Source organism: Streptomyces sp. NPDC048659 (assembly GCF_040650575.1).
Taxonomy (GTDB): domain Bacteria; phylum Actinomycetota; class Actinomycetes; order Streptomycetales; family Streptomycetaceae; genus Streptomyces.
On sequence record NZ_JBEZHM010000001.1, the window covers coordinates 223,565 to 245,790 of the forward strand.

General features: G+C 72.3%; 17 protein-coding genes and 1 riboswitch. Of the genes, 10 read left to right on the plus strand and 7 right to left on the minus strand.

Going from position 1 to position 22,226, the window contains the following annotated elements:
• Positions 1 to 7 precede the first annotated feature (7 nt).
• The 4 genes from AB0C99_RS01100 to AB0C99_RS01115 all read left to right on the plus strand — a co-directional run bounded on the left by AB0C99_RS01100 (position 8) and on the right by AB0C99_RS01115 (position 3,312).
• Positions 8 to 553, plus strand: a complete 546-nt coding sequence (locus AB0C99_RS01100) for a sigma-70 family RNA polymerase sigma factor (protein ID WP_362467908.1) — start codon at positions 8 to 10, stop codon at positions 551 to 553.
• Positions 550 to 1,518: a hypothetical protein gene (locus tag AB0C99_RS01105; protein WP_362467910.1), complete on the plus strand. Its 969-nt coding sequence runs from the start codon at positions 550 to 552 to the stop codon at positions 1,516 to 1,518. The genes AB0C99_RS01100 and AB0C99_RS01105 overlap by 4 nt, the downstream gene beginning before the upstream one ends.
• A 95-nt stretch (positions 1,519 to 1,613) precedes the next feature.
• On the plus strand, positions 1,614 to 2,297 hold the full coding sequence (locus AB0C99_RS01110; RefSeq protein ID WP_362467912.1) for a hypothetical protein: 684 nt from the start codon (positions 1,614 to 1,616) through the stop codon (positions 2,295 to 2,297).
• A 139-nt stretch (positions 2,298 to 2,436) separates the two neighbouring features.
• Entirely contained in the window at positions 2,437 to 3,312 is an 876-nt protein-coding gene (locus tag AB0C99_RS01115) for a Cof-type HAD-IIB family hydrolase (protein ID WP_362467914.1), read from the plus strand.
• A 139-nt stretch (positions 3,313 to 3,451) separates the two neighbouring features.
• On the opposite strand, the gene AB0C99_RS01120 is transcribed toward AB0C99_RS01115, so the two are convergent.
• The 4 genes from AB0C99_RS01120 to AB0C99_RS01135 all read right to left on the minus strand — a co-directional run bounded on the left by AB0C99_RS01120 (position 3,452) and on the right by AB0C99_RS01135 (position 11,373).
• Complete coding sequence (locus tag AB0C99_RS01120) at positions 3,452 to 5,164, minus strand: GAF domain-containing protein (protein WP_362467916.1); 1,713 nt, start codon at positions 5,162 to 5,164, stop codon at positions 3,452 to 3,454.
• A gap of 19 nt (positions 5,165 to 5,183) precedes the next feature.
• The gene (cydD, locus tag AB0C99_RS01125; protein WP_362467918.1) at positions 5,184 to 8,786 is read right to left on the minus strand and encodes a thiol reductant ABC exporter subunit CydD; all 3,603 of its coding nucleotides are present in this window, start codon (positions 8,784 to 8,786) and stop codon (positions 5,184 to 5,186) included.
• A gap of 61 nt (positions 8,787 to 8,847) precedes the next feature.
• Positions 8,848 to 9,849: a cytochrome d ubiquinol oxidase subunit II gene (gene cydB / locus AB0C99_RS01130; protein ID WP_362467920.1), complete on the minus strand. Its 1,002-nt coding sequence runs from the start codon at positions 9,847 to 9,849 to the stop codon at positions 8,848 to 8,850.
• Positions 9,850 to 9,867: 18 nt separating this feature from the next.
• The gene (locus AB0C99_RS01135) at positions 9,868 to 11,373 is read right to left on the minus strand and encodes a cytochrome ubiquinol oxidase subunit I (protein ID WP_362467922.1); all 1,506 of its coding nucleotides are present in this window, start codon (positions 11,371 to 11,373) and stop codon (positions 9,868 to 9,870) included.
• Between the two features lie 215 nt (positions 11,374 to 11,588).
• On the opposite strand from AB0C99_RS01135, the gene AB0C99_RS01140 reads away from it, so the two are divergent.
• The gene (locus AB0C99_RS01140; RefSeq protein WP_362467924.1) at positions 11,589 to 11,966 is read left to right on the plus strand and encodes a cyclophilin-like fold protein; all 378 of its coding nucleotides are present in this window, start codon (positions 11,589 to 11,591) and stop codon (positions 11,964 to 11,966) included.
• Positions 11,967 to 11,995: 29 nt separating this feature from the next.
• Here the strand turns inward: AB0C99_RS01140 and hisC are convergent, their stop codons facing one another.
• Positions 11,996 to 13,093 (minus strand): histidinol-phosphate transaminase, encoded by a 1,098-nt coding sequence (hisC, locus tag AB0C99_RS01145; RefSeq protein ID WP_362467926.1) that lies wholly within the window; start codon positions 13,091 to 13,093, stop codon positions 11,996 to 11,998.
• A 358-nt stretch (positions 13,094 to 13,451) separates the two neighbouring features.
• On the opposite strand from hisC, the gene AB0C99_RS01150 reads away from it, so the two are divergent.
• The 4 genes from AB0C99_RS01150 (at position 13,452) to AB0C99_RS01165 (ending at position 18,148) form a co-directional block, all read left to right on the plus strand.
• Positions 13,452 to 14,558, plus strand: a complete 1,107-nt coding sequence (locus AB0C99_RS01150) for a LacI family DNA-binding transcriptional regulator (protein ID WP_362467928.1) — start codon at positions 13,452 to 13,454, stop codon at positions 14,556 to 14,558.
• A gap of 268 nt (positions 14,559 to 14,826) precedes the next feature.
• Positions 14,827 to 15,954 carry a metallophosphoesterase gene (locus tag AB0C99_RS01155; RefSeq protein WP_362467930.1) on the plus strand — a complete coding sequence of 376 codons (1,128 nt, stop codon included), beginning with the start codon at positions 14,827 to 14,829 and terminating at the stop codon, positions 15,952 to 15,954.
• 160 nt (positions 15,955 to 16,114) lie between these two features.
• Positions 16,115 to 16,909 (plus strand): hypothetical protein, encoded by a 795-nt coding sequence (locus AB0C99_RS01160; RefSeq protein ID WP_362467932.1) that lies wholly within the window; start codon positions 16,115 to 16,117, stop codon positions 16,907 to 16,909.
• A 120-nt stretch (positions 16,910 to 17,029) separates the two neighbouring features.
• The gene (locus tag AB0C99_RS01165; RefSeq protein ID WP_362467934.1) at positions 17,030 to 18,148 is read left to right on the plus strand and encodes a hypothetical protein; all 1,119 of its coding nucleotides are present in this window, start codon (positions 17,030 to 17,032) and stop codon (positions 18,146 to 18,148) included.
• A gap of 19 nt (positions 18,149 to 18,167) precedes the next feature.
• Here the strand turns inward: AB0C99_RS01165 and thiC are convergent, their stop codons facing one another.
• The gene (gene thiC, locus AB0C99_RS01170; protein WP_362467936.1) at positions 18,168 to 19,964 is read right to left on the minus strand and encodes a phosphomethylpyrimidine synthase ThiC; all 1,797 of its coding nucleotides are present in this window, start codon (positions 19,962 to 19,964) and stop codon (positions 18,168 to 18,170) included.
• Positions 19,959 to 20,106, minus strand: a riboswitch (TPP riboswitch). Its footprint overlaps the gene before it by 6 nt.
• Before the next feature lie 72 nt (positions 20,107 to 20,178).
• On the opposite strand from thiC, the gene AB0C99_RS01175 reads away from it, so the two are divergent.
• Positions 20,179 to 21,609, plus strand: a complete 1,431-nt coding sequence (locus tag AB0C99_RS01175) for a YibE/F family protein (RefSeq protein WP_362467938.1) — start codon at positions 20,179 to 20,181, stop codon at positions 21,607 to 21,609.
• Positions 21,610 to 21,676: 67 nt separating this feature from the next.
• Here AB0C99_RS01175 and AB0C99_RS01180 read toward each other — a convergent pair whose 3' ends face one another.
• Positions 21,677 to 22,111: an SsgA family sporulation/cell division regulator gene (locus AB0C99_RS01180; RefSeq protein ID WP_362468105.1), complete on the minus strand. Its 435-nt coding sequence runs from the start codon at positions 22,109 to 22,111 to the stop codon at positions 21,677 to 21,679.
• Positions 22,112 to 22,226 lie beyond the last annotated feature (115 nt).

Consider the following 22,226-nt stretch of genomic DNA (forward strand, 5'->3'; position numbering starts at 1 on the left):
GATCCGGGTGTTCGAGGAAGGCGAGCTGGAACGGCTCGTGGCGGCTGCCCAGGCGGGGGACCCGGGGGCGATGGAGTACCTGCTGGCCAAGTTGCGGCCGCTGGTGCTGCGCCGCTGCTCGCGGTTCCTGCCCCACCACGCCGACGCGGAGGAGGCCGCGCAGGACGCGCTGCTGTCGATCAGCACGCATCTGCGCGAGTACGGCGGCCACGGCTCCTTCCTGGGCTGGGTGACGGTGATCGCCTCGAACGCCGCCCGGGCCACGTACCGTTCGATGTGCCGGCGCTCCGAGGACAGCCACGCCGACCTGCCCGAATCCGTCGACCCCCGCACCACCAGCGTCATCGCCGGCAGCCGGCTCGACCTGATGGAGGCGCTGGGGGCCCTGGAGCGCCAGCACCCCGCCCTGGTGGAGTCCTTCGTGCTCCGCGACCTGGGCGACCTGACCTACGTCCAGGTGGCCGAGCAGCTCGACGCCCCGCTGGGCACGGTCAAGGACCGGATCCACCAGGCCCGCCGCTTCATGCGCGAGCGCCTGGTCGGCGGTCTGTGACCGGCGGTCCGGCGACGGGCGGTCCGGTTTCCGACGGTCCCGTTTCCGGCGGCCCTGTTTCCGGCGGCCCCGCGAAGGGCGGCTCCGCGAAGGGCAGTCCCGCGACCGGCGGCTCCGCGACCGACGGCCCCGCGAAGGGCGGTTCCACGAAGGGCGCCAAGGCCACCGTCCGCCCCCGCTCCGCCGTCGCCGCCCTGGTGGCGGCCGCCGCGCTCGGGCTGGTGACCGGCAGATACGTCCTGCCCGCGCCCCCCGGATCCGACGCGCACCCGGCGGCGCACGCGACCGCCCCGACACCCGCGCCCTCCGGCTCGGCCTCGGGCCCCGGCTCGGTCTCGGGCCCCGGCTCGGTCTCGGCCTCCCCGAGCGGCGTGAAGGGCGCGACCGGCCCGATGACGAAGGCGAACCTGCTGGGACCCGAAGCCTTCGGCCCGCCCGAGGTCACCGGCCGGATCCGCGTCACCGACCGGTTCGGCGACGGGCACTACGCCAACGCGGCGTGCACCGGTGAGAAGACCCTGGAGGAGACCCTGGGCGGGCCCGGCGCCCACTTCCGGGGGCTGACGACCGGCACCCGCACCGGCCCGGAGGACCCCACGCTGGCCATGGACATCGCCGACCAGGTCGCCCGCCAGGTCGCCGCCGAGGCCAAGAGCCCCTCCCTGGCGGAGAACTTCGCCGAGCGTCTGCTGCTGGAGCAGGTGCCCTGCCAGGAGGACGTGCCGGGGCACTGGGTCTACGGGAGGACCATGACCGTGCGGCTCGCCCCGGACGTCACCGCGCGCTGGATGGGCTCCTACCAGGGCTCCCTCAACACCACCGGGAAGGCGCCCGAGGGCAAGGAGCCCTGCGGCGGCATCGCCGTGCTCCGCAGCGGCACCCACTACGGAGTGCTGGAGGTCCACGCCTGCCTGGGGACGGCCGCGATGGACCGGGTCGTCAGGACCGCTCTGTCACAGCTGTGAAACAGCGGCCGGACGCTCCAACTTTCCTCCCGTCGGCGGCATCTCCCCCGGTTGTACGAGGACGCAGCAGGCGTCCCGACCACCAGGGGGACCACATGAACGAGAACCAGACCGCCCAGCGCACCTCCGTCCGCCGCAACCGCGTCGCCGCCGCGGCCTGCTTCGCCGCCGCGCTGCTCACCGCCACCGTCGTCGGCACCCAGTCGGCCACCGCCGACGGCGCCGCCCAGCGCGCCGGGGCCGCCGCCCGCCCGGCCGTGGTCGCCGCGCCCGCGCTCGGCTCCGCCGCCCTCCTCCAGAGCGAGGACCTCGTCCGGCAGGGCCTGAAGCCGGTCGCCGCGACCGTCGAGCTGGCCGGCCGCCAGGGGCTGTCCGCGTGCTCCGGCGAGACGACGATGCGCGACCTGACCAAGGGCAAGGCCGGCGCGTACGCGTCCGTGAACTGGACCCTCGCCAAGGACGCCATGCTGACCGAGTCGGCCGCGAGCGCCGCCACCAAGACCGCGGCCACCGCCTGGGAGAAGCAGCTCGTCGCGCTCGTCCAGGACTGCCAGGACGAGCCCGCGGGCCACTGGTACTACGGCCCGGCGCACACCCTGACCGGCACCGGCGGCACCGCCCGCTGGTACACGTCCTACAACGGCGACGGCGCCGTCAGCGGCGGGGTCGCGGTGCTGCGCAGCGGCACCAAGGTCGCCGTCGTCGAGCTCACCGGCCGGCCCGGCCCGGCCTCCTTCCAGAACACCGCCGCCGCAGCGCTGAAGCGCCTCTCCTCCTGACCCGCTCTCCCGCGCCCACGCCCACGCTCCGCCCGTACCGCCGGGCGGAGCGTGGGCCGTCACACCCCGGCCCCGGTCCGTCACACTCAGATGTGCACCCCCTCGCACGCCCGTGCACTTTCTGCGGAACAATGTATCGGTGACCTCACCCCACCTCGCGCGCCCCGAAGCCCCGGCCACGGCCCCCCGGCTGATCGCCACCGACCTCGACGGCACCCTGCTGCGGGACGACAAATCCGTCTCGGAGCGCACGGTCGCCTCCCTCGCCGCCGCCGAGCGGGCCGGCATCGAGGTCTTCTTCGTCACCGGCCGGCCCGCCCGCTGGATGGACGTCGTCAGCGAGCACGTCCACGGCCACGGCCTCGCGATCTGCGCCAACGGCGCCGCCGTCGTCGACCTGCACGCGGGCGGCACCTTCCTGGAGGTCAGGCCGCTGGAGCGGCCCGTCGCCCTGGACGTCGTCCGGACGCTGCGGGAAGCCGCGCCCGGCACCACCTTCGCCGTCGAGCTCACCACCGGCATCCACTACGAGCCCGACTACCCGCCGTTCTTCCTCGACCCGGGCGCCACCGTGGCCACCGCCGAGAAGCTGCTGTTCGAGGAGGCCCCCGGGGCCGCCGCGCCCGTGCTGAAGCTGCTCGCCCAGCACCCGGAGCTCGACCCCGACGCCTTCCTCGCCACCGCCCGCGAGGCCGCGGGCGAGCTGGCCTCGATCACCCGCTCCAGCCCGACCGCCCTCATCGAGATCAGCGGCCTCGGCGTCTCCAAGGCGTCCACCCTCGCCCGCTGCTGCGCCGAACGGGGCATCACCCCGCAGGAGGTCGTGGCCTTCGGCGACATGCCCAACGACATCGAGATGCTCAGCTGGGCCGGCCGCTCCTACGCGATGGGCAACGCCCACCCGGACGTCGTCGCCGCCGCCTCCGGCCGCACCGCGGACAACAACGAGGACGGCGTGGCCGTGATCATCGAACAGCTCGTCACCGAGGCCACCCGGAGCCGACGGGACCAGTAGGACCGCCCGGACCCGCAGGACCGACAGGACCCGCAGGACCGACAGGACCCGCAGGACCGACAGGACCCGCAGGACCGACAGGACCGGCAGGACCGGCAGGACCGACAGGACCAGCAGGGCTGACCGGCCCGGCCCCGCCCTAGAGCGGCGCCTCCCACACCACCGTGGTGCCGCCGCCCGCCTCCCCGAGGCCCGGGCCGCACCAGCTCGCCCCACCGAGCGACTCGGCCCGCCGGGCGAGGTTGCGCAGCCCGCTGCGCCGCCCGCCCTCGGGAATGCCGACGCCGTCGTCCGCGACGGACAGCCGCACTCCCTGGGTGCCGTCCGGAAGGGTCACGGTGGCGTCCACGACCACCTCGATCCGGGTCGCCCCCGAGTGCCGGAAGGCGTTCGACAGGGCCTCGCGCAGGGCGGCGATGAGGTTCTTGCCGGTGAGCTCGCCGACCGTGGCGTCGATCGCGCCGAGGAAGCGGTGGGCGGGCTTGAAGCCCAGCGGCACGGCCGCCATGTTGATCTCCCGCAGCACCCGGGTGCGCAGCCCCGAGGGCGCCTCCGCCGGGCCCTGCTGGAGCGCGAAGATCGCGGTACGGATCTCCTGGATGGTGACGTCCAGCTCGTCCACCGCCTTGCCGACGCCCTCCTGCACGGCCGGCACGATCGACCTGCGCTGCGCGCTCTCCAGCATCATCCCGGTGGCGAAGAGCCGCTGGATCACCAGGTCGTGCAGGTCGCGGGCGATCCGGTCGCGGTCCTCGTAGACCGCCAGCCGCTCCCGGTCCCGCTGCGCCTCGGCCATCATCAGGGCCAGCGCCGCCTGCGAGGCGAACTGCGAGGCCAGGGTCCGCTCGGTCTCCGTGAACTGCCGGCCGCCCCGGGCCCGCGGGGTGGCGAGCGCGCCGAGCACCCGGCCGCCGCTCTGCAGCGGCAGCATCATCGCGGGCCCGTACTGGGCGGAGAGCTCGTTGAGCATCCGGGGGTCCGTGGAGGCGTCGGCGATGAACACCGCCTCGCCCTCCAGCAGGCTCTCCACCACCGCGCTCTCGGGCGGGATCACCACCCCGAGCGACTTCGAGGGGCGCGGCGAGGAGACCGCGACGATCTCCAGACCGCCGTCCTCGGCGGGCAGCAGCACGATCCCGGCGGCCGAGTCGGCGAGCCGGCGGGCCTGCTCGGCGACCACGCTCAGCGCGTCGTCGGCGTCGCCGCCGGAGAGCAGCGCCGTGGTGACGGCGACCGAGCCGTCGATCCAGCGCTCGCGCTGCCGGGCCGCCTCGTACAGGCGCGCGTTGCCGATGGCGATGCCCGCCTCGGTGGCGAGCACCCGGACCATGTGGACGTCGTAGTCGTTGAACTCGCCGCCGCCGTGCTTCTCCGCGAGGTAGAGGTTGCCGAAGATCTCGCCCTGGACCCGGATCGGGACGCCGAGGAAGGTCTTCATCGGCGGGTGTCCGGGCGGGAAGCCTGCCGCGCGCGGATCGGTCGACAGATCGGCGAGCCGGATCGTCTGCGGGTCCCGGATGAGCGCGCCGAGCAGCCCGGCGTGCCCGTCGGGGCGGTGCCCGATCCGGCGGGCCACGTCGTTCCCGACGCCGAAGGTGACGAAGTCGGAGAGCCCCTCGCCCTCGTCGTCGACGACGCCGATCGCGGCGTAGCGGGCGTCGGCGAGCTCGGCGGCGGTCTCGCAGATCCGGTCGAGCGTGGAGTGCAGTTCGAGGCCGGTGCCGACCGAGCGCATGGCCTCCAGGAGCTGGGGCACGCGGGCGGTCAGCTCCGTGGAGAGGCCGTGCAGGCTGCGCGTGGCCTGGGTCGCGGCTTCGAGCGGGTCCGGGGCGTCGGGCACGGCAGCGGTCATGAGATGAGCCTAGTTAGTCCTATTTGACAAGAAAAGTCGGGGTGGGGCCGGAGCCCGCCATGACGGGGTGCCCGGAGCCCAGCAGCAGATCGGTCTCCCGCTCCTGCTCCAGCATCCGCCGCAGCGGCCCGTCGACCGCCGCCAGCTCCTCGAACGCCCCGCGCTGCACGGTCCGGCCCCGGTCCAGGACCAGGACCTCGTCGACCGCGTCGAGACCGTGCAGGCGGTGGGTGATCAGCACCGTCGTGCGGCCCTCGGTGGCCCGCAGCAGGTCGTCGGTGAGGGCGTCGGCGGTGGCCAGGTCCAGGTGCTCGGCGGGCTCGTCGAGCACCAGGACGGGGAAGTCCGCGAGGAGCGCCCGGGCCAGCGCGAGCCGCTGCCGCTGCCCGCCGGAGAGCCGCGAGCCGTGCTCGCCCACCAGAGTGTCGAGCCCGTCCGGGAGCCCGTCCACCCACTCCAGCAGCCGGGCCCGGCCGAGCGCGGCGCGCAGCTCCGCGTCGGACGCGCCGGTCCTGGCCAGCCGCAGGTTCTCCCGGATGGTGCTGTCGAAGAGGTGGGCGTCCTGCGCGCACAGCCCGACGAAGCGCCGGACCGCGTCGCCGTCCAGCTCCGCCGCCTCGGAGCCGCCGAGCCGGTACGTGCCCGATTCGGCGTCCAGGAAGCGCAGCAGCACCTGGGCGAGCGTGGTCTTGCCGGAGCCGGAGGCGCCGACGACGGCGACCCGCCGCCCGGCCCGCAGGGTGAGCCCGAAACCGTCCAGCGCGGGCCGCCCCTGCCCGGCGTGCCGGGCGGTGAGCCCGGCGAGCTCCAGCGGGAACGGCGTGGCCGGCGGCGCGGCGGGCCGCTCCGGCTCGTGTACGGGCACGGGGGCGTCGAGCACGTCGAGCACCCGCTCGGCGCTGCGGCGCACCCGCTGGCGGTACTGGACGGCCAGCGGCAGCCCGTTGACCGCCTCGAAGGCGGCGAGCGGGGTGAGCACGAGGACCGCGAGCGCGACCCCGTCCAGCCGCCCGTCCCGGACCGCCTGGACACCCACGAGGGCGGCTCCGGCGACGGTGAGGCCGCAGATCAGGGCCGAGAGCCCGGCGCTCAGCGCGGTGGCGGCGGACTGCCGGGAGGCGATGCCGGTGAGCGTCCGGTCGGCCGCCGCGGCCCGCTCCACGCGGTCCTTGAGGGCGCCGGAGACGGTGAGCTCGGCGCAGCCGCGCAGCAGGTCCACGACGGCGGTGGTGAGCGTGCCGCGCGCGGGCGCGAGCCGGGATTCGGCCCGGCGGGCGAGGGCGCCGCCGATCAGCGGGACGCCCACGCCGGCGAGCAGCAGGCCCACGGCGAGCACGGCGCCGCCCTCGGGCAGCAGCCAGGCGGTGAAGCCGACCGACCCGGCGCCGACGACCACGGCGGCGCCCGCGGGCAGCAGCCAGCGCAGCCAGTAGTCCTGGAGGGCGTCGACGTCCTGGACCAGCCGGGCGAGCAGGTCGCCGCGGCGGGTGCGGCGCAGCCCGGCGGGGGCGATCCGCTCCAGCCGCCGGTAGACGGAGACCCGCAGGTCCGCGAGCATCCGCAGCACGGCGTCGTGCGAGACGAGCCGCTCGGCGTAGCGGAAGACGGCCCGGCCGATGCCGAAGGCGCGGGTCGCGGTGACGGCGACCATCAGGTAGAGCACGGGGGGCTGTTCGGAGGCCCGGGAGATGAGCCAGCCGGAGACGGCCATGAGCCCGACGGCGGAGCCCAGCGCCAGGCTGCCGAGCAGCAGCGCGAGCGCCATCCGGCCCTTGAGCTCCCCGGCCATGTCCCGCACCCGGCGCAGCACCGGGCGGGCGGAGGAGCCGGAGCGGTCGGCGGCGGACACCGGCTCCGGGTCCGTGAGCTCTCCGGCGTCCGTACCCGGGCCGGACGGCAGCGGCTCGCCCAGGTCGTCGGTGAGCCGGGCGGCGCCGCCCTTGGCCTCCCCGGTCTCCCCGGCACCCACGGCGCCTTCGCCGCCTTCGGCGCCCTCGACCCGCACCACCCGGTCCGCGACCGCGAGCAGCGCCGGGCGGTGCACGACGAGCAGCACGGTGCGGCCCGCGGTGAGCCGGCGGACGGCGTCCACGACGGCCGCCTCGGTCTCGCCGTCCAGCGCCGCGGTGGGCTCGTCGAGGAGCAGCACCGGCCGGTCGGCCAGGAAGGCGCGGGCGAGCGCGAGCCGCTGGCGCTGTCCGGCGGAGAGTCCGGCGCCGTCCTCGCCCAGCGGGGTCCCGGCGCCCTCGGGCAGCTCGGCGACGAACTCCTCGGCGCCCGCGTCCCGCAGGGCCCGGTGGACCTGTGCGTCGGTGGCCTCCGGCCGGGCCAGCCGGACGTTCTCGGCGATCGTCCCGGCGAAGAGGTAGGGGCGCTGCGGCACCCAGGCGATCCGGGACCGCCACTCCTCCAGGTCCAGCGAGGCCAGTTCGGCCCCGCCGACCCGGACCGAGCCGCCGGGCTCCGGCCGCGCGAAGCCGAGCACCACGTCGAGCAGGGTCGACTTCCCGGCGCCGCTCGGCCCCACCAGGGCCACCGTCTCGCCGGGCTCCACGGTCAGCGTGGCCGCGTCGAGCGAGGGCTCCGCGCGGCCCGGGTGGCGGACCGTCACCCGGTCGAGCTCCAGCCGTACGGAGGCGGGCACCGGGCCCGTACCGGCGTCGGGGACCGGGTTCTCCAGGACCTCGAAGATCTCCTCGGCGGCGGCGAGCCCCTCGGCGGCGGCGTGGTACTGCGCCCCCACCTGGCGCAGCGGCAGATACGCCTCGGGCGCCAGCACCAGGATGACCAGGCCGGTGTAGAGGTCGAAGCCGCCGTGGACCAGGCGCATGCCGATCGTGACGGCGACCAGGGCGACCGAGAGGGTCGCGAGCAGTTCGAGGGCGAAGGAGGAGATGAAGGCGATGCGGAGGGTCCGCATGGTCGCCCGCCGGTAGTCGGCGGTGATCGAGCGGATGTTCTCGGCCTGGGCCTTGGCCCGGCCGAAGACCTTGAGCGTGGGAAGTCCGGCGACGACGTCGAGGAAGTGTCCCGAGAGCCGGGAGAGCAGCTTCCACTGACGGTCCATCCGGGCCTGGGTGTACCAGCCGATCAGGATCATGAAGATCGGGATGAGCGGCAGCGTCCCCACGATGATCGCCGCCGAGACCCAGTCCTCGGTGACGATGCGGGCGAGCACCGCCACCGGGACGACCACCGCGAGCCCCAACTGCGGCAGATAGCGGGCGAAGTAGTCGTCGAGCGCGTCCACGCCCCGCGTGGCGAGCGCGGCCAGCGAACCGGCCTTCTGCCCGCTCAGCCACCCCGGCCCGAGCGCGGCCGCCCGCTGGAGCAGCCGGCCGCGCAGCTCGGACTTGACCGCCGCGCTCGCCCGGTGGGCGGCGAGCTCGGTCAGCCAGGCGACGAGCGCCCGCCCCGCCGCCACCACGGCGAGCAGCAGCAGGGGCGTGGTGAGCCCGGAAACCGACAGGCCCTTCTGGAAGGCCCCCACCACGACCTCGGCGATGAGCATCGCCTGGGCGATGACCAGTCCCGCCCCGGCGAGGCCGAGCGCGACGACCGCCGCGAGGAAGACCCGGGTGGCGCGGGCGTGCCGGAGCAGCCGCGGATCGATCGGTTTCACGTGAAACATGCTCCCCTGAGGAGGCCGGTGCGGGTCCGGCGCGGGAATTGTCGGACAGGCCCTAGTGGGCCTGGGCGATGTTCTGCGTGCCGATCCGCTTCCGGAACACCCAGTAGGTCCAGCCCTGGTAGAGCAGCACCACGGGGGTCGCGATGGCGGCGCACCAGGTCATGATCTTGAGCGTGTACGGGCTCGACGACGCGTTGGTCACCGTGAGGCTCCACGCCGGGTCCAGCGAGGACGGCATCACGTTCGGGAAGAGCGTCAGGAAGAGCATCGCCACCGCGGCGGCGATCGTGATGCCCGAGAGCGCGAACGACCAGCCCTCCCGCCCGATCTTGATCGCCCCGATCGCCCCGACCAGGCACACCGCCGCGATCACCATGGCGAGCAGGCTCCAGCCGTCGCCCTTGTCCACCTGGGTCCAGATGAGGAAGGCCAGCGCGAGCACCGCGGTGACCAGCCCCAGCTTGAGCGCGAGCGCCCGGGCCCTGGTGCGGATGTCGCCGAGCGTCTTGAGCGCGGCGAACACGGCACCGTGGAAGGTGAACAGGCTGAGCGTGACCAGCCCGCCGAGCAGGGCGTACGGGTTGAGCAGGTCCCAGAAGTTGCCGACGTACTCCATCTCGCGGTCGATCTTCACCCCGCGCACGATGTTGCCGAAGGCCACGCCCCACAGGAACGCGGGGATGAGGGAGGTCCAGAAGATGGCCTGCTCCCAGTTGCGCTGCCAGTTCTCCTCGGGCCGCTTCGCCCGGTACTCGAAGGCGACGCCGCGGACGATCAGGCAGAGCAGGATGATCAGCAGCGGCAGGTAGAAGCCGGAGAACAGCGTCGCGTACCACTCGGGGAAGGCGGCGAAGGTCGCGCCGCCGGCCGTGAGCAGCCACACCTCGTTGCCGTCCCAGACCGGCCCGATGGTGTTGATGAGGACCCGCTTCTCGGTGCGGTCCCGCGCCAGGAGCTTGGTCAGGACACCGATCCCGAAGTCGAAGCCTTCCAGGAAGAAGTAGCCGATCCAGAGGACGGCGATGAGTACGAACCAGACGTCGTGGAGTTCCATGCCTCGATCTCCTGAGCCTCAGTACGAGAAGGCCATGGGCCGGTCGGGGTCGCGGTCCCCGCCGATCTTGGTGGGCGGGTTGAGGTCGTCCTCGGTGAGCTCGGGCGGGCCGGCCTTGATGTACTTGGCCAGCAGCTTCACCTCGATCACGGCGAGGATGGCGTACAGGAGGGTGAAGAGGATCATCGAGGTGAGCACCTCGCCCTGGGAGACCCCGGGGGAGACGGCGTCACGGGTGCGCAGCACGCCGTAGACGACCCACGGCTGGCGGCCCATCTCGGTGAAGATCCAGCCCCAGGAGTTGGCGATCAGCGGGAAGCCCAGGGTCCACAGCGCCAGCAGCCAGTACCACTTGGTGAACTTCGGGTTCAGCGCCTTGTTCTTGAAGAGCACGAGATGCGGCACCTCGTCCTCACCGGTCCTCAGGCCGGGGGCGAGCAGGAACTTCCTCCTGGTCAGCCAGAGCCCGAGCAGGCCGATCGCGAACGAGGACATGCCGAAGCCGATCATCCAGCGGAAGCCCCAGTAGGCCACCGGGATGTTGGGCCGGTAGTCGCCGGGCCCGTACTTCTCCTGCTCGGCCTTGTTGACGTCGTTGATGCCGGGGACGTACGAGTTGAAGTCGTCGTTGGCGAGGAAGGACAGTATCCCGGGGATCTCGATGGCCACGGTGTTGTGGCCCTTCTCGACGTCCCCGTAGGCGAAGATCGAGAAGGGTGCCCCCTCCTCGCCGTCCCACAGCGCCTCGGCCGCCGCCATCTTCATCGGCTGCTGCTTGAACATGACCTTGCCGAGGAAGTCGCCGCTGATCGCGGTGAGCAGACCGGCGATGACCACGGTCACCAGGCCGAGCCGCAGCGAGGTCCGCATCACGGCGACGTGGCGCTTGCGGGCCAGGTGGTACGCGGCGATGCCGACCATGAAGGCGCCGCCGGTGAGGAAGGCCGCCGTCAGGGTGTGGAAGACCTGCGTGACGGTGGTGTTCTGGCTGAGCACCGCCCAGAAGTCGGTGAGCTCGGCCCGGCCCCGCTCGGCGTTGATCCGGTAGCCGACCGGGTGCTGCATCCAGGAGTTGGCCGCGAGGATGAAGTACGCGGACAGGATCGTGCCGATCGACACCATCCAGATGCAGGCGAGGTGGATCTTCTTGGGGAGCTTGTCCCAGCCGAAGATCCACAGGCCGATGAAGGTGGACTCGAAGAAGAACGCGATCAGCGCCTCGAAGGCCAGCGGCGCGCCGAAGATGTCGCCGACGAAGCGGGAGTAGTCCGACCAGTTCATGCCGAACTGGAACTCCTGCACGATGCCGGTGACGACACCCATCGCGATGTTGATCAGGAAGAGCTTGCCCCAGAACTTCGTCGCCTTGAGGTACTTCTCGTTCTCGGTGCGCACCCAGGCGGTCTGGAGACCGGCGGTGAGGGCGGCGAGGGAGATCGTCAGCGGGACGAAGAGAAAGTGATAGACGGTGGTGATGCCGAACTGCCAACGCGCCAGAGTCTCTGGCGCCAAAGCTAGGTCCACGTCGTCTTCTCCTTACATCGCCGTGGTCACTACGGCAGTTTGCCCCTTTAATCCCACCAATTCCGGGATGAACAGGGACACGCTTGTGAACGCGTTCACATTCACAAGCATTATGGCTCATACGAAATCCGTACTTTCGACCGGGGTACCCCTACCCGAGGTCACCCCGGAGGGCACCCTTCCCAAGCCATTCAACATATTGTTGAATCCGGCCCATGACCCTTCGGATACGCCTCTCGTGGCCCGCCGGCCACACCACCGCCACCATCGACGAAACCCCCACGAGCAAGGCGCTCGCGGGGGCTCTCCCGATCGTCTCCACCGCCCGGACCTGGGGCGAGGAGGTCTACTTCGACACTCCGGTCTCCGTGCCCGTCGAGTCCGACGCCCGACAGGTGGTCCCGGCCGGCACGGTGGCCTTCTGGACCGAGGGCGACGCGCTCGCCCTCCCCTACGGCCCGACCCCCATCTCGCTGGACGACCAGCCGCGGCTGGCCAGCCCGTGCAACGTCCTGGGCGCGCTGGACGGGGACCCCCGGATCCTGGCCACCGTCCGGGACGGCGACCCGATCCGGGTCGAACTCATCGGCTAGGACCCGGCGCCCCGGGCCGCCGGACGGCGCTACAGCCGCCCGCGGAACCCCTCCGCCGTCTTCAGGAACAGGTCGTTCGCCTCGGTCTCGCCGATCGTGACGCGGACGCCCTCCCCCGCGAACGGACGCACCACCACGCCGTGCCGCTCGCACTCCGCCGCGAAGTCCACGGTCCGCTCGCCGAGCCGCAGCCAGACGAAGTTCGCCTGGGTGTCCGGCACGGTCCAGCCCTGGGCCACGAGCCCCGCGTGGACCCGCTCGCGCTCGGCCACCAGCGAGCCGACCCGCCCGAGCAGCTCGTCCTCCGCCCGCAGCGAGGCCACCGCCGCGTCCTGCGCGAGCTGGCTCACGCCGAACGGCACCGCCGTCTTGCGCAGCGCCGCGGCCACCGGCTCGTGGGCGATGGCGAAGCCGACCCGCAGCCCGGCGAGCCCGTACGCCTTCGAGAAGGTGCGGAGCACCGCCACGTTCGGCCGATCGCGGTAGAGCTCCACGCCGTCCGGGACCTCCACGTCCCGGACGAACTCCTTGTACGCCTCGTCGAGCACCACGAGGACGTCGGAGGGCACCCGGTCCAGGAAGCGCTCCAGCTCGGCGCGGCGGACCGCGGTGCCCGTGGGGTTGTTGGGGTTGCAGACGAAGATCAGCCGGGTCCGCTCGGTGATCGCCTCCGCCATCGCGTCGAGGTCGTGCACGTCCCCGTCGGTCAGCGGCACCCGGACCGAGGTCGCCCCGCTGATCTGCGTGATGATCGGGTACGCCTCAAAGGAGCGCCAGGCGTACATGACCTCGTCGCCGGGGCCCGCCGTCGACTGGATCAGCGACTGGGCGACGCCGACCGAGCCCGTGCCCGTGGCGATGTGCGAGACGGGGACGCCGAAACGGTCCGCCAGCTCGTTCACCAGCCCCGTGCAGGCCATGTCCGGGTAGCGGTTGAAGCTCGCGGCGGCGGCCACCGCGCTCTCCATGACCCCGGGCAGCGGCGGATAGGGGTTCTCGTTCGAGGAGAGCTTGAAGGCGACCGGGCCGTCCGCCGCGGCCGGCTTGCCCGGCTTGTAGGTGGGGATGCCGTCCAGCTCGGCGCGCAGCTTCGGGCTGCCGGTGCTCGTCCCGCTGGTCTCGCTCACAGTGTGGCCTCCTCGACCGTCCGTACCGCCAATACTCCTCACCTTATGAGGATTCGGCTCCGCTGCGAATGGCCTGTGGACAACGGAGCGACAACAGGGGGAGCGCGCCCAGGGGTGGCGCGCGCCGGTGGCGAGCGCCGTGGCGCGCGTCCCCCGTAGAGGTGAGTTGAGACCTCTTCGAGACCTCGCACCCTCGCCAGGCTCACGGGGGCAGAGGCCGATAGGTCACATGGTTTTTGCCCTAACACCCTTTATTTTCCAGGCCGTTAGGACCAAATGATCATGCAGAAACGTGCCTGTCAATGGGTGCATATGCGACCGGCCCAACCCACCCCCCTCGCCCTACTATCGGCTCGCCATGACAGCAGCAGGGAAGCACCAGGTGAGCCGGGCACAGACCCGGGGAAGCCGGCAGGGCCGAGCGGGCATCCGGGACGTGGCCGCCGCCGCCGGGGTCTCCATCACGACTGTCTCCGACGCGCTCAACGGCAAGGGCCGGCTCCCGGACGCCACCCGCCGCCACGTCCGCGAGGTCGCAGACCGGCTGGGCTATCGCCCGTCCGCAGCGGCCCGCACGCTCCGTACCGGCAAGTCGGGACTCATCGGCCTGACCGTGACCACGTACGGGGATGAACCTTTCACCTTCACCGAATTCGCGTACTTCGCGGAGATGGCCAGAGCCGCCACCTCGGCCGCACTCGCCCGGGGCTACGCCCTGGTCATCCTCCCCGCCACCTCCCGTCACGACGTCTGGTCGAACGTCGCCCTCGACGGAACCGTCGTCATCGACCCCTCCGACCACGACCCCGTCGTCACCGAACTCGTCCGCCAAGGGCTCCCCGTCGTCTCCGACGGACGCCCGGCCGGCACCCTGCCGGTCACCGCCTGGGTCGACAACGACCACGAGGCGGCCGTCCTCGACCTGCTCGACCACCTCGCCGCCGCCGGCGCCCGCAGGATCGGCCTGCTCACCGGCACCACCACCGACACGTACACCCGCCTGTCCACCACCGCCTACCTCAACTGGTGCGAGCGGGTCGGCCAGGACCCCGTCTACGAGGCATATCCGGCGCACGATCCGTGCGCGGGCGCCGTCGCGGCCGACCGGCTGCTCGCCCGCCCGGACCGCCCCGACGCCGTGTACGGCCTGTTCGACCCCAACGGCACCGACCTGCTGGCAGCCGCCCGCCGGTACGGCCTGCGGGTGCCGGAGGACCTGCTGCTCGTCTGCTGCAGCGAGTCCACCGTCTACGCCACCACCGAGCCGCCCATCACGACGCTCTCGCTCAAGCCGCGCCGGATCGGCACCGCCGTCGTGCAGCTCCTCATCGACGCCATCGAGGGGATCGACACCGACGGACCGGTCGAGCAGGTGATACCGACGGAGCTGATCGTCCGCACCTCCTCGCAACGGCGCTCGCCGCGGACGACGGTCAGCCCGCCGAGGTCTCCCTCGAAGGACTGACAGCCCCAGGGGCCGCCCGGCGGCCTCATCGGGGTCTCTTCAGAGCCGCTTCGGGACGAAACCCCGGAGCGGCCCGGCCCCATCCCTGGCCTAGACCTTCCCAATTCGGGCGAAACAACCGGTGAACCCGGAGTGGACCCGGATTCACCACCCCTGGTGCGTCACACAGGAGGACGCTCATTCCTATGATGGGCGGACGACACCGCGGACCACCCCGACCAGGCCGGTCCGCGATGTGCAGGGCATCGCGACGGTGGTGGAGGGGTCGATGACACAGGGGGCCGGGCAGGAACCCGTGGTGCGCACGGCGACGTTGCGTGACTTCCGTGTACCTCCGTACGCCCGGGTGCCGGTCCAGGGACACGCACCCGAGCCCCCGTACGAGGCGTACGGCGAGCCGGGCTCGTCCATCGTCGAGGTCGCCACCGGTCACCCCGGCAACGCGTACCCCGACGACGAGCCGCCCGAGGGCTACACGCCCACCGAGCGCGACCTGCCGGTCATCAACCGCGGCGACACGGTCCAGGTGCGCGTCGACCCGGTCCCGCAGCCCGCGGCCGGCGGCGCCGAGGGCCCCGGACCGCTCTTCGTCGTCGGCGACGTCCACGGCTATCTCGACGAGCTCCTCGCGGCGCTGCGCGCCCAGGGCCTCATCGACGAGAACGGCGTCTGGGCCGCGGGCAACGCGCGCCTGTGGTTCCTCGGCGACTTCACCGACCGGGGCCCCGACGGCATCGGGGTCATCGACCTCGTGATGCGCCTCTCCGCCGAGGCCGCCGCCGCCGGCGGCTACTGCAAGGCCCTCATGGGCAACCACGAGCTGCTGCTCATCGGCGCCAAGCGCTTCGGCGACACCCCCGTGAGCTCGGGCGCCGGCACCGCCACCTTCCAGGCCGCCTGGCTGCTCAACGGCGGCCAGAAGCACGACATGGACCGGCTCCAGGACGTCCACCTCCAGTGGATGTCCCGGCTCGACGCCGTGGTGGCGGAGGACGGCCACCTCCTGCTGCACTCGGACACCACCGCGTATCTGGAGTACGGCAGCACGATCGAGGACGTCAACGACACGGTCCACGAGATCCTCAACCGGAACGACGCGGACGAGGTCTGGGACCTCTTCCGGAAGTTCACCAAGCGCTTCGCCTTCCGTGACGAGGCGGCCGGCCCGATGGCCGTCCAGGAGCTGCTCGGCACCTACGGCGGCGGCCGGATCGTGCACGGCCACAGCCCGATCCCGTACCTCCTCGGCCAGGTCGGCACGGAGGACGGCGAGGAGGGCGAACGCCCGCCCGTGGAAGGGCCGCACGTCTACGCGGACGGTCTCGCGATCGCGATGGACGGCGGAGTGACCATGGCCGGAAAACTGCTGGTCGTGCAACTCCCGCTGCCCGCCTGACGCATAACCCTCCGCATCCGGGGAAGTCGATTTCCCGAAACACCCTGTCACCGCGTGCCGTAACCGCAATACCATCGGCTCATCCGTAGCAGGCTCTCCTCCGTTTCCGCCCAACCGGTCGCTTCACCAGGGCCGTTACGGCCCTACGGAGCATCGGGGGATGCACATGAACGTGGCTCCGCACCTGCTGACCGAGGACCGCGCCGAGTTCGAGCGCCTCCTCGACGAGGCACTGCGCACCGCGCACGACCAGCCGGAAACCGCGCCGCGGGAGGACCGGTTCACGAACGCGCAGCTGCGCGAGATGGCGCTGAACGCGACAGCGCTGATCACCGCCGCCGCGGCGGTCGAGTACGACCGTTTCCTCAAGGTCCGCGAGCAGCTCAGAGCGGCCAGAGCAGCCGGCGTCAGCGGTACGGGCGAGGCGCTCAGCGAGGAGGGCGGCGCGGGCTTCGTCGCGATCGTCACCGTCCTCCTGCCGATCCTCGCCGGCACCGCGGGCGTGCTCCTGCTGCTGGTCGGCGCCGTCCTGAAGATGCTCGACCCGCCGCCCGCCTTCGCCGACACCCTGCTGACCGCGGGCCTGATATTCGGCGCCGTCGCCGCGGCCGGACTGCTCTGCGCGGCGGCCGGACTGCTGGTGACCGCCCTGCGCAACGGCGCCACGGAGGTCCCGGCCGAGAGCGAGGACCCCGAACTCGCCCGCGCGCGAGAGGCATGGGGCCGCGCCCTGACGGACCGCGGCATCCTGCCCTTCCTCGACGAGGCCCGCGCGGCGTACACCCCCCGCGAGCCCTCCGGACCCCGCCCGCCGACGGGCCGCATCCCCAAGGTCGGCTACACCGGCCCGGACTTCACCAGCCCCTCCGAAGACACCCCGTCCCCCCGCCCGAGCTTCTCCAGCCCGGACTTCACCAGCCCGGACTTCGGCGGCCCGGAGCACCTCCCGGAGTAGGCCGGAGGCTGAGGGAGGCGGCGACGGAAGCGGAAGCAAATGCGTCGATTTCCGCACTGACCACCTACGATGCACCCGTTCCTCCGGAAGTTACGGATCGTCGTGCGTCGAAAGAAGCCCATGCGCCTGTCCAGCGCCCTCAGGAAGGCCGCCGTGGGCGCGGCCGCGATATCCCTCCTCACCGCGTGCGTGGGAGGCGGGGCGCCGGGCGCCGGGGCGGCGGGCGAGAAGCCGGGCGGGGCGGCGGAGAGCGGCGCCGGGCCCTCCGAACGGCCCGCCGCCTGGACGGACCTGCCGGTGCGGGCCGGCACCCGGGACGCCGTCCACAAGGACACCGACCAGCGCGTGTACCAGGTGCGGATCACCGTCGAGAGCCTGGTCCGCGGCTCGGCGGAGGACATGCGGGGCGCACAGGTGGACGAGGAGCTGAAGGGCACGGTGCCCCACTACGTGGGCTACCAGGTGACCAACACCAGCCGCAAGCAGATCCCCGCCTCGTACATGGTGGGCAGCGGCTTCGCGCTGAACGCCACCGACTGGACGCGCGGGGAGGAGATCCGCATCAGCGGCGGCCGGCCCGGCGGGGGCGACCTGCCCTGCTCGGACACCGCGCCGAAGACGCTCCCGCCCGGCGCCTCGTTCCGCTCCTGCGCGGCCTTCACGCTGCCCGCCGGTGTCGGCGTGCTGTCGGTGACGCACCACACCGACGGCACCTTCGCGACGGGCGGCCCGATCGCGAGCTGGCCCGTCGAGGGCGGGGTGCGGGCCGCGTCCGCCGGGCTCGCGGGGCCGGGCGAGACCCTCCTCGTCCGGTGGCGCGACATCGACCGCGGCGTCCTCGAACTGCCGGCCACCCCGGTCTCCGTACGCCGGGGCGACCCCGCCGACCTCGCGGGCCTGGACCTCGGCCTCGACCCGCACGAGCGGCGCGGCGTCCCGTACTACGTGCTGATCAGGTACACCAACCCCGGCCCGGGGAAGCTCTATCCCTCCCAGGCCGGCGATGTCCGGCTGCTCACCGAGGGCGGCCGGCAGATCGCGGGGAAGACCCCGTTCCTCTTCCGCGGGAAGATCCCCGGCTGTCCCTCCGACTGGGTCGCCCGGCTGGTCCCGGCGGGCGGCGATGTGACGCAGTGCAGCATCCACATGCTGCCGGACGACGGCGACAAGCCGCTCGCCGTCGGCTTCGCGGAGGCGGACCGGACAGGTCTGGTGACCTGGCGGGCCCCCCTCCGCTGAGCCCTGCGGGGCAGCCCGCCTACCGGCCGCCGGTCTCCGCCAGCGGCAGGTAGACGCGGTTGCCGGCCGCCGCGAACTCGGCCGACTTCTCGGCCATGCCCGCCTGGATCTCGTCCGCCTTCAGGTCGCCGCCGTGCTCGCGGCGGATGTCCTGGGAGATCTTCATCGAGCAGAACTTCGGCCCGCACATCGAGCAGAAGTGGGCCGTCTTCGCGGGCTCCGCCGGCAGCGTCTCGTCGTGGAACTCACGGGCCGTGACCGGGTCCATCGCCAGGTTGAACTGGTCCTCCCAGCGGAACTCGAAGCGCGCGTCCGACAGCGCGTCGTCCCACTCCTGCGCGCCCGGGTGGCCCTTGGCCAGGTCCGCCGCGTGGGCCGCGATCTTGTAGGTGATGACGCCGGTCTTCACGTCGTCCTTGTTGGGCAGGCCCAGGTGCTCCTTGGGCGTCACGTAGCAGAGCATCGCGGTGCCCCACCAGGCGATCATCGCGGCGCCGATGCCCGAGGTGATGTGGTCGTACGCCGGGGCGACGTCCGTGGTCAGCGGGCCGAGCGTGTAGAACGGCGCCTCCTCGCAGATCTCCTGCTGGAGGTCGATGTTCTCCTTGATCTTGTGCATCGGGACGTGCCCCGGGCCCTCGATCATGGTCTGGACGTTGTGCCGCTTGGCGATGGTGTTGAGCTCGCCCAGCGTCTTCAGCTCCGCGAACTGCGCCGCGTCGTTGGCGTCCGCGATGGAGCCCGGACGCAGGCCGTCGCCCAGCGAGTAGGTGACGTCGTACGCCGCGAGGATCTCGCAGAGCTCCTCGAAGTTCGTGTAGAGGAAGTTCTCCCGGTGGTGCGCGAGACACCAGGCGGCCATGATCGAGCCGCCGCGCGAGACGATGCCGGTCTTGCGGCGGGCGGTCAGCGGCACGTACGGCAGCAGCACGCCGGCGTGCACCGTCATGTAGTCGACGCCCTGTTCGGCCTGCTCGATGACCGTGTCCTTGTAGATCTCCCAGGTCAGCTCCTCGGCCTTGCCGTCCACCTTCTCCAGGGCCTGGTAGAGCGGCACGGTGCCGATCGGCACGGGGGAGTTGCGCAGCACCCACTCGCGGGTGGTGTGGATGTTGCGGCCGGTGGAGAGGTCCATGACCGTGTCGGCGCCCCACTTGGTCGCCCAGGTCATCTTCTCCACCTCCTCCTCGATGGAGGAGGTGACGGCGGAGTTGCCGATGTTGGCGTTGACCTTCACCAGGAACCGCTTGCCGATGATCATCGGCTCGATCTCCGGGTGGTTGACGTTCGCCGGCAGCACCGCGCGGCCCGCCGCGATCTCCTCGCGGACGACCTCGGGGGAGACGTTCTCGCGGATCGCCACGTACTCCATCTCCGGGGTGACCTCGCCCCGGCGGGCGTACGCGAGCTGCGTCACCGCCTGGCCTGACCGGCCCCGGCGGGGCAGCCGCGGCCGGCCCGGGAAGACGGCGTCGAGGTTCTTGAGCCCGCCGCCGCGCGGCGAGGTGTGCTTGATGCCGTCGTCCTCGGGGCGGACCGGGCGGCCCGCGTACTCCTCGGTGTCGCCGCGCGCGATGATCCAGTTCTCGCGCAGCGGGGCCAGTCCGCGGCGGACGTCGGTCTCGACGGCCGGGTCGGTGTACGGGCCGGACGTGTCGTACAGCGTCACGTCCTTGCCGTTGGTGAGGTGCACCTGGCGGACCGGCACCCGGAGGTCGGGGCGGGAGCCCTCGACGTATCCCTTGTGCCAGCCCGGCGTGCGCTCCTGCGGGCCGTTCTGGTCGGAGGCAGGCGTGCGTGCATCCTGAATGGTCATCAGACCGAATCTCCCTACGCCGGCATTACCCGGTAACAGGTTCGGCGGTCGGCGCAGCCTCTTCCCGTACGTACGTCCAGTACGCGCGTACGGTGATCAGCGCCCTCTCAGCCCGGTGCTCCGAGCTCCCGCGTGTGCAAAGGTGTCACCACGCTAGCGCCCTCCCTGGCGTGCTGAACAGTGGGTCTCCGCGCGTTCTTGCGATGATCGGGCGGTGACTTCCACGCAGCAGAGCCCCGATGCGCACGGCCCGGGCGGGCACGACGGCCACGAAGGGCACGGTGGTGGCCATGGCGGCCACGGCGGCGGCCACGGCTCCGACGGTGGCGGGAACGGCTCCGACGGCCACGGCTCCGGCGGCGGCCACGGGCACGCGCACACCCACAGCCACGGCCCCGCCGCGCCCGTCTCGCGTCATCTGCGCAAGGTCATCGCCGCCGTCCTGATCCCCTTCGGCGCCGCCGTCCTGATCGGCCTCGCCGTGCTCTGGCCCGGCGGCGCCCCGGCGCACGAGCGCACCGGCGTCGGCTTCGACCGGCAGACCGAGCAGGGCAAGGTCGTCTCCGTCGAGCGGGTCGACTGCAAGGACGTGAACGTCGCCCAGGTCCCGCCGACCGGCGACACCTCGACACCGGAGGGGCGCGAGGCGGTCGCCTCCCAGCAGGGCCGGTGCGAGAAGGCGACGGTCGAGGTCACCTCGGGCCCGGAGAAGGGCAGGACCTTCACCGAGGTCGTGCAGCCGGACGCGCCCCGGCAGCTCGACGCGGGGCAGGGCGTGGTCGTCGCGTACGCCCCCGACGCGCCGCGCGACCTGCAGTACTCGGTCACGGACATCAACCGCAAGGTGCCGCTCGCCGTGCTGGCCGCCATCTTCGCGCTGGTGGTCGTGGCCGTCGGCCGGATGCGCGGCGTGATGGCGCTGATCGCGCTCATCGTGAGCTTCCTGGTGCTGACCCTGTTCATCCTCCCGGCGATCCTCCAGGGGTCGAACCCGCTGGTGGTCGCCATCGTGGGAGCGAGCGCGATCATGCTCATCGCGCTCTACATGTGCCACGGGCTCTCGGCCAGGACCTCGGTGGCGGTGCTCGGCACCCTGGTCTCGCTGCTGCTGATCGGGCTGTTCGGCTCGTTCTTCATCGGCTGGGCCTCGCTCAGCGGCAACACCGACGACAACACCGGCCTGATCCACGGGCTTTATCCGGACATCGACATGTCGGGCCTGCTGCTCGCGAGCGTCATCATCGGTTCGCTCGGCGTGCTCGACGACGTGACGGTGACCCAGACCTCCGCGGTCTGGGAGCTGCACGCGGCGGACCCGAGGATGGGCCCGCGGGCGCTGTACCGGGCGGGCATCCGGATCGGCCGCGACCACATCGCGTCGGTCGTGAACACCCTGGTCCTCGCCTACGCCGGCGCCGCGCTGCCGCTGCTGCTGCTGTTCTCGATCGCCCAGAGCAGCGTGGGCACGGTGGCCAACAGCGAGCTGGTCGCGGAGGAGATCGTCCGGACCCTGATCGGCTCGATCGGCCTGGTCCTGTCGGTGCCGGTCACCACCGCCCTCGCGGCGCTGGTGGTCTCCGCCGACCGCCCGGCGGCCCCGGGGCAGCGTCCGGCCCGGGGTGGACGCCGCCGTCGGGCCAAGTGACCCCGCGGGCCGGGGCGGACGGGGGCCGGGCGCGGCCTACCGGCCGTGGTGGGCCCCTTCGGCCGCCTCAGCCGGCGTTCTCCTCCGCGAGGATCCGGCCGAGCGCCGCCTCCAGGTTGTCCTCGAAGTCGCCGAGGTCGCGCTCCTGACCGAGCGGGACCAGCTTGTCCGTACGGTCGAGGAAGGCGACGAGCGGTGGCGCGCTGGCGCGGAACAGGGCCCGGTCGCTGCCGACCTGGAGCCGGATCATCACGTCGGAGAGCCCGTCCGGGTCGGTCGGGGCGATGTGCACGTCCCCGTCCCCACTGGGCCTGTTGATCCCGTCGAGCAGCAGTTCCCGGCCGAACGCCCAGGTCACCGGCGCGTCTCCGGGAAGGTGGAAGGTCATCCGCACCGCATAGGGGTCGCGGGCCTCGTATCGCAGTTCCACCGGGATTCTGAAGGAGAGCTCCTCGGAGACGAGGAAGCTCATCAGGACCTCGGCCTGAACCGTCTCTCGCATCATGTACCCCGCAGTAGACGAAGCAGTTGTGTGAACACGCTGCTGAAAGCTGTGGTCGAAACGGCCAGGAATGATCCCCCATGGCCCTCTTGACGCAATCGTGCTGTACGCGCTA

What these genes read in the sequence shown, in the direction of transcription:
- AB0C99_RS01110 (WP_362467912.1), top strand. Translation starts at nt 1,614, where the DNA reads ATGAACGAGAACCAGACCGCCCAGCGCACCTCCGTCCGCCGCAACCGC.
- AB0C99_RS01120 (WP_362467916.1), bottom strand. Translation starts at nt 5,164, where the DNA reads ATGACCGCTGCCGTGCCCGACGCCCCGGACCCGCTCGAAGCCGCGACC.
- cydB (WP_362467920.1), bottom strand. Translation starts at nt 9,849, where the DNA reads ATGGAACTCCACGACGTCTGGTTCGTACTCATCGCCGTCCTCTGGATC.
- AB0C99_RS01140 (WP_362467924.1), top strand. Translation starts at nt 11,589, where the DNA reads ATGACCCTTCGGATACGCCTCTCGTGGCCCGCCGGCCACACCACCGCC.
- AB0C99_RS01150 (WP_362467928.1), top strand. Translation starts at nt 13,452, where the DNA reads ATGACAGCAGCAGGGAAGCACCAGGTGAGCCGGGCACAGACCCGGGGA.
- AB0C99_RS01155 (WP_362467930.1), top strand. Translation starts at nt 14,827, where the DNA reads ATGACACAGGGGGCCGGGCAGGAACCCGTGGTGCGCACGGCGACGTTG.
- AB0C99_RS01160 (WP_362467932.1), top strand. Translation starts at nt 16,115, where the DNA reads ATGCACATGAACGTGGCTCCGCACCTGCTGACCGAGGACCGCGCCGAG.
- AB0C99_RS01165 (WP_362467934.1), top strand. Translation starts at nt 17,030, where the DNA reads ATGCGCCTGTCCAGCGCCCTCAGGAAGGCCGCCGTGGGCGCGGCCGCG.
- thiC (WP_362467936.1), bottom strand. Translation starts at nt 19,964, where the DNA reads ATGACCATTCAGGATGCACGCACGCCTGCCTCCGACCAGAACGGCCCG.
- AB0C99_RS01180 (WP_362468105.1), bottom strand. Translation starts at nt 22,111, where the DNA reads ATGCGAGAGACGGTTCAGGCCGAGGTCCTGATGAGCTTCCTCGTCTCC.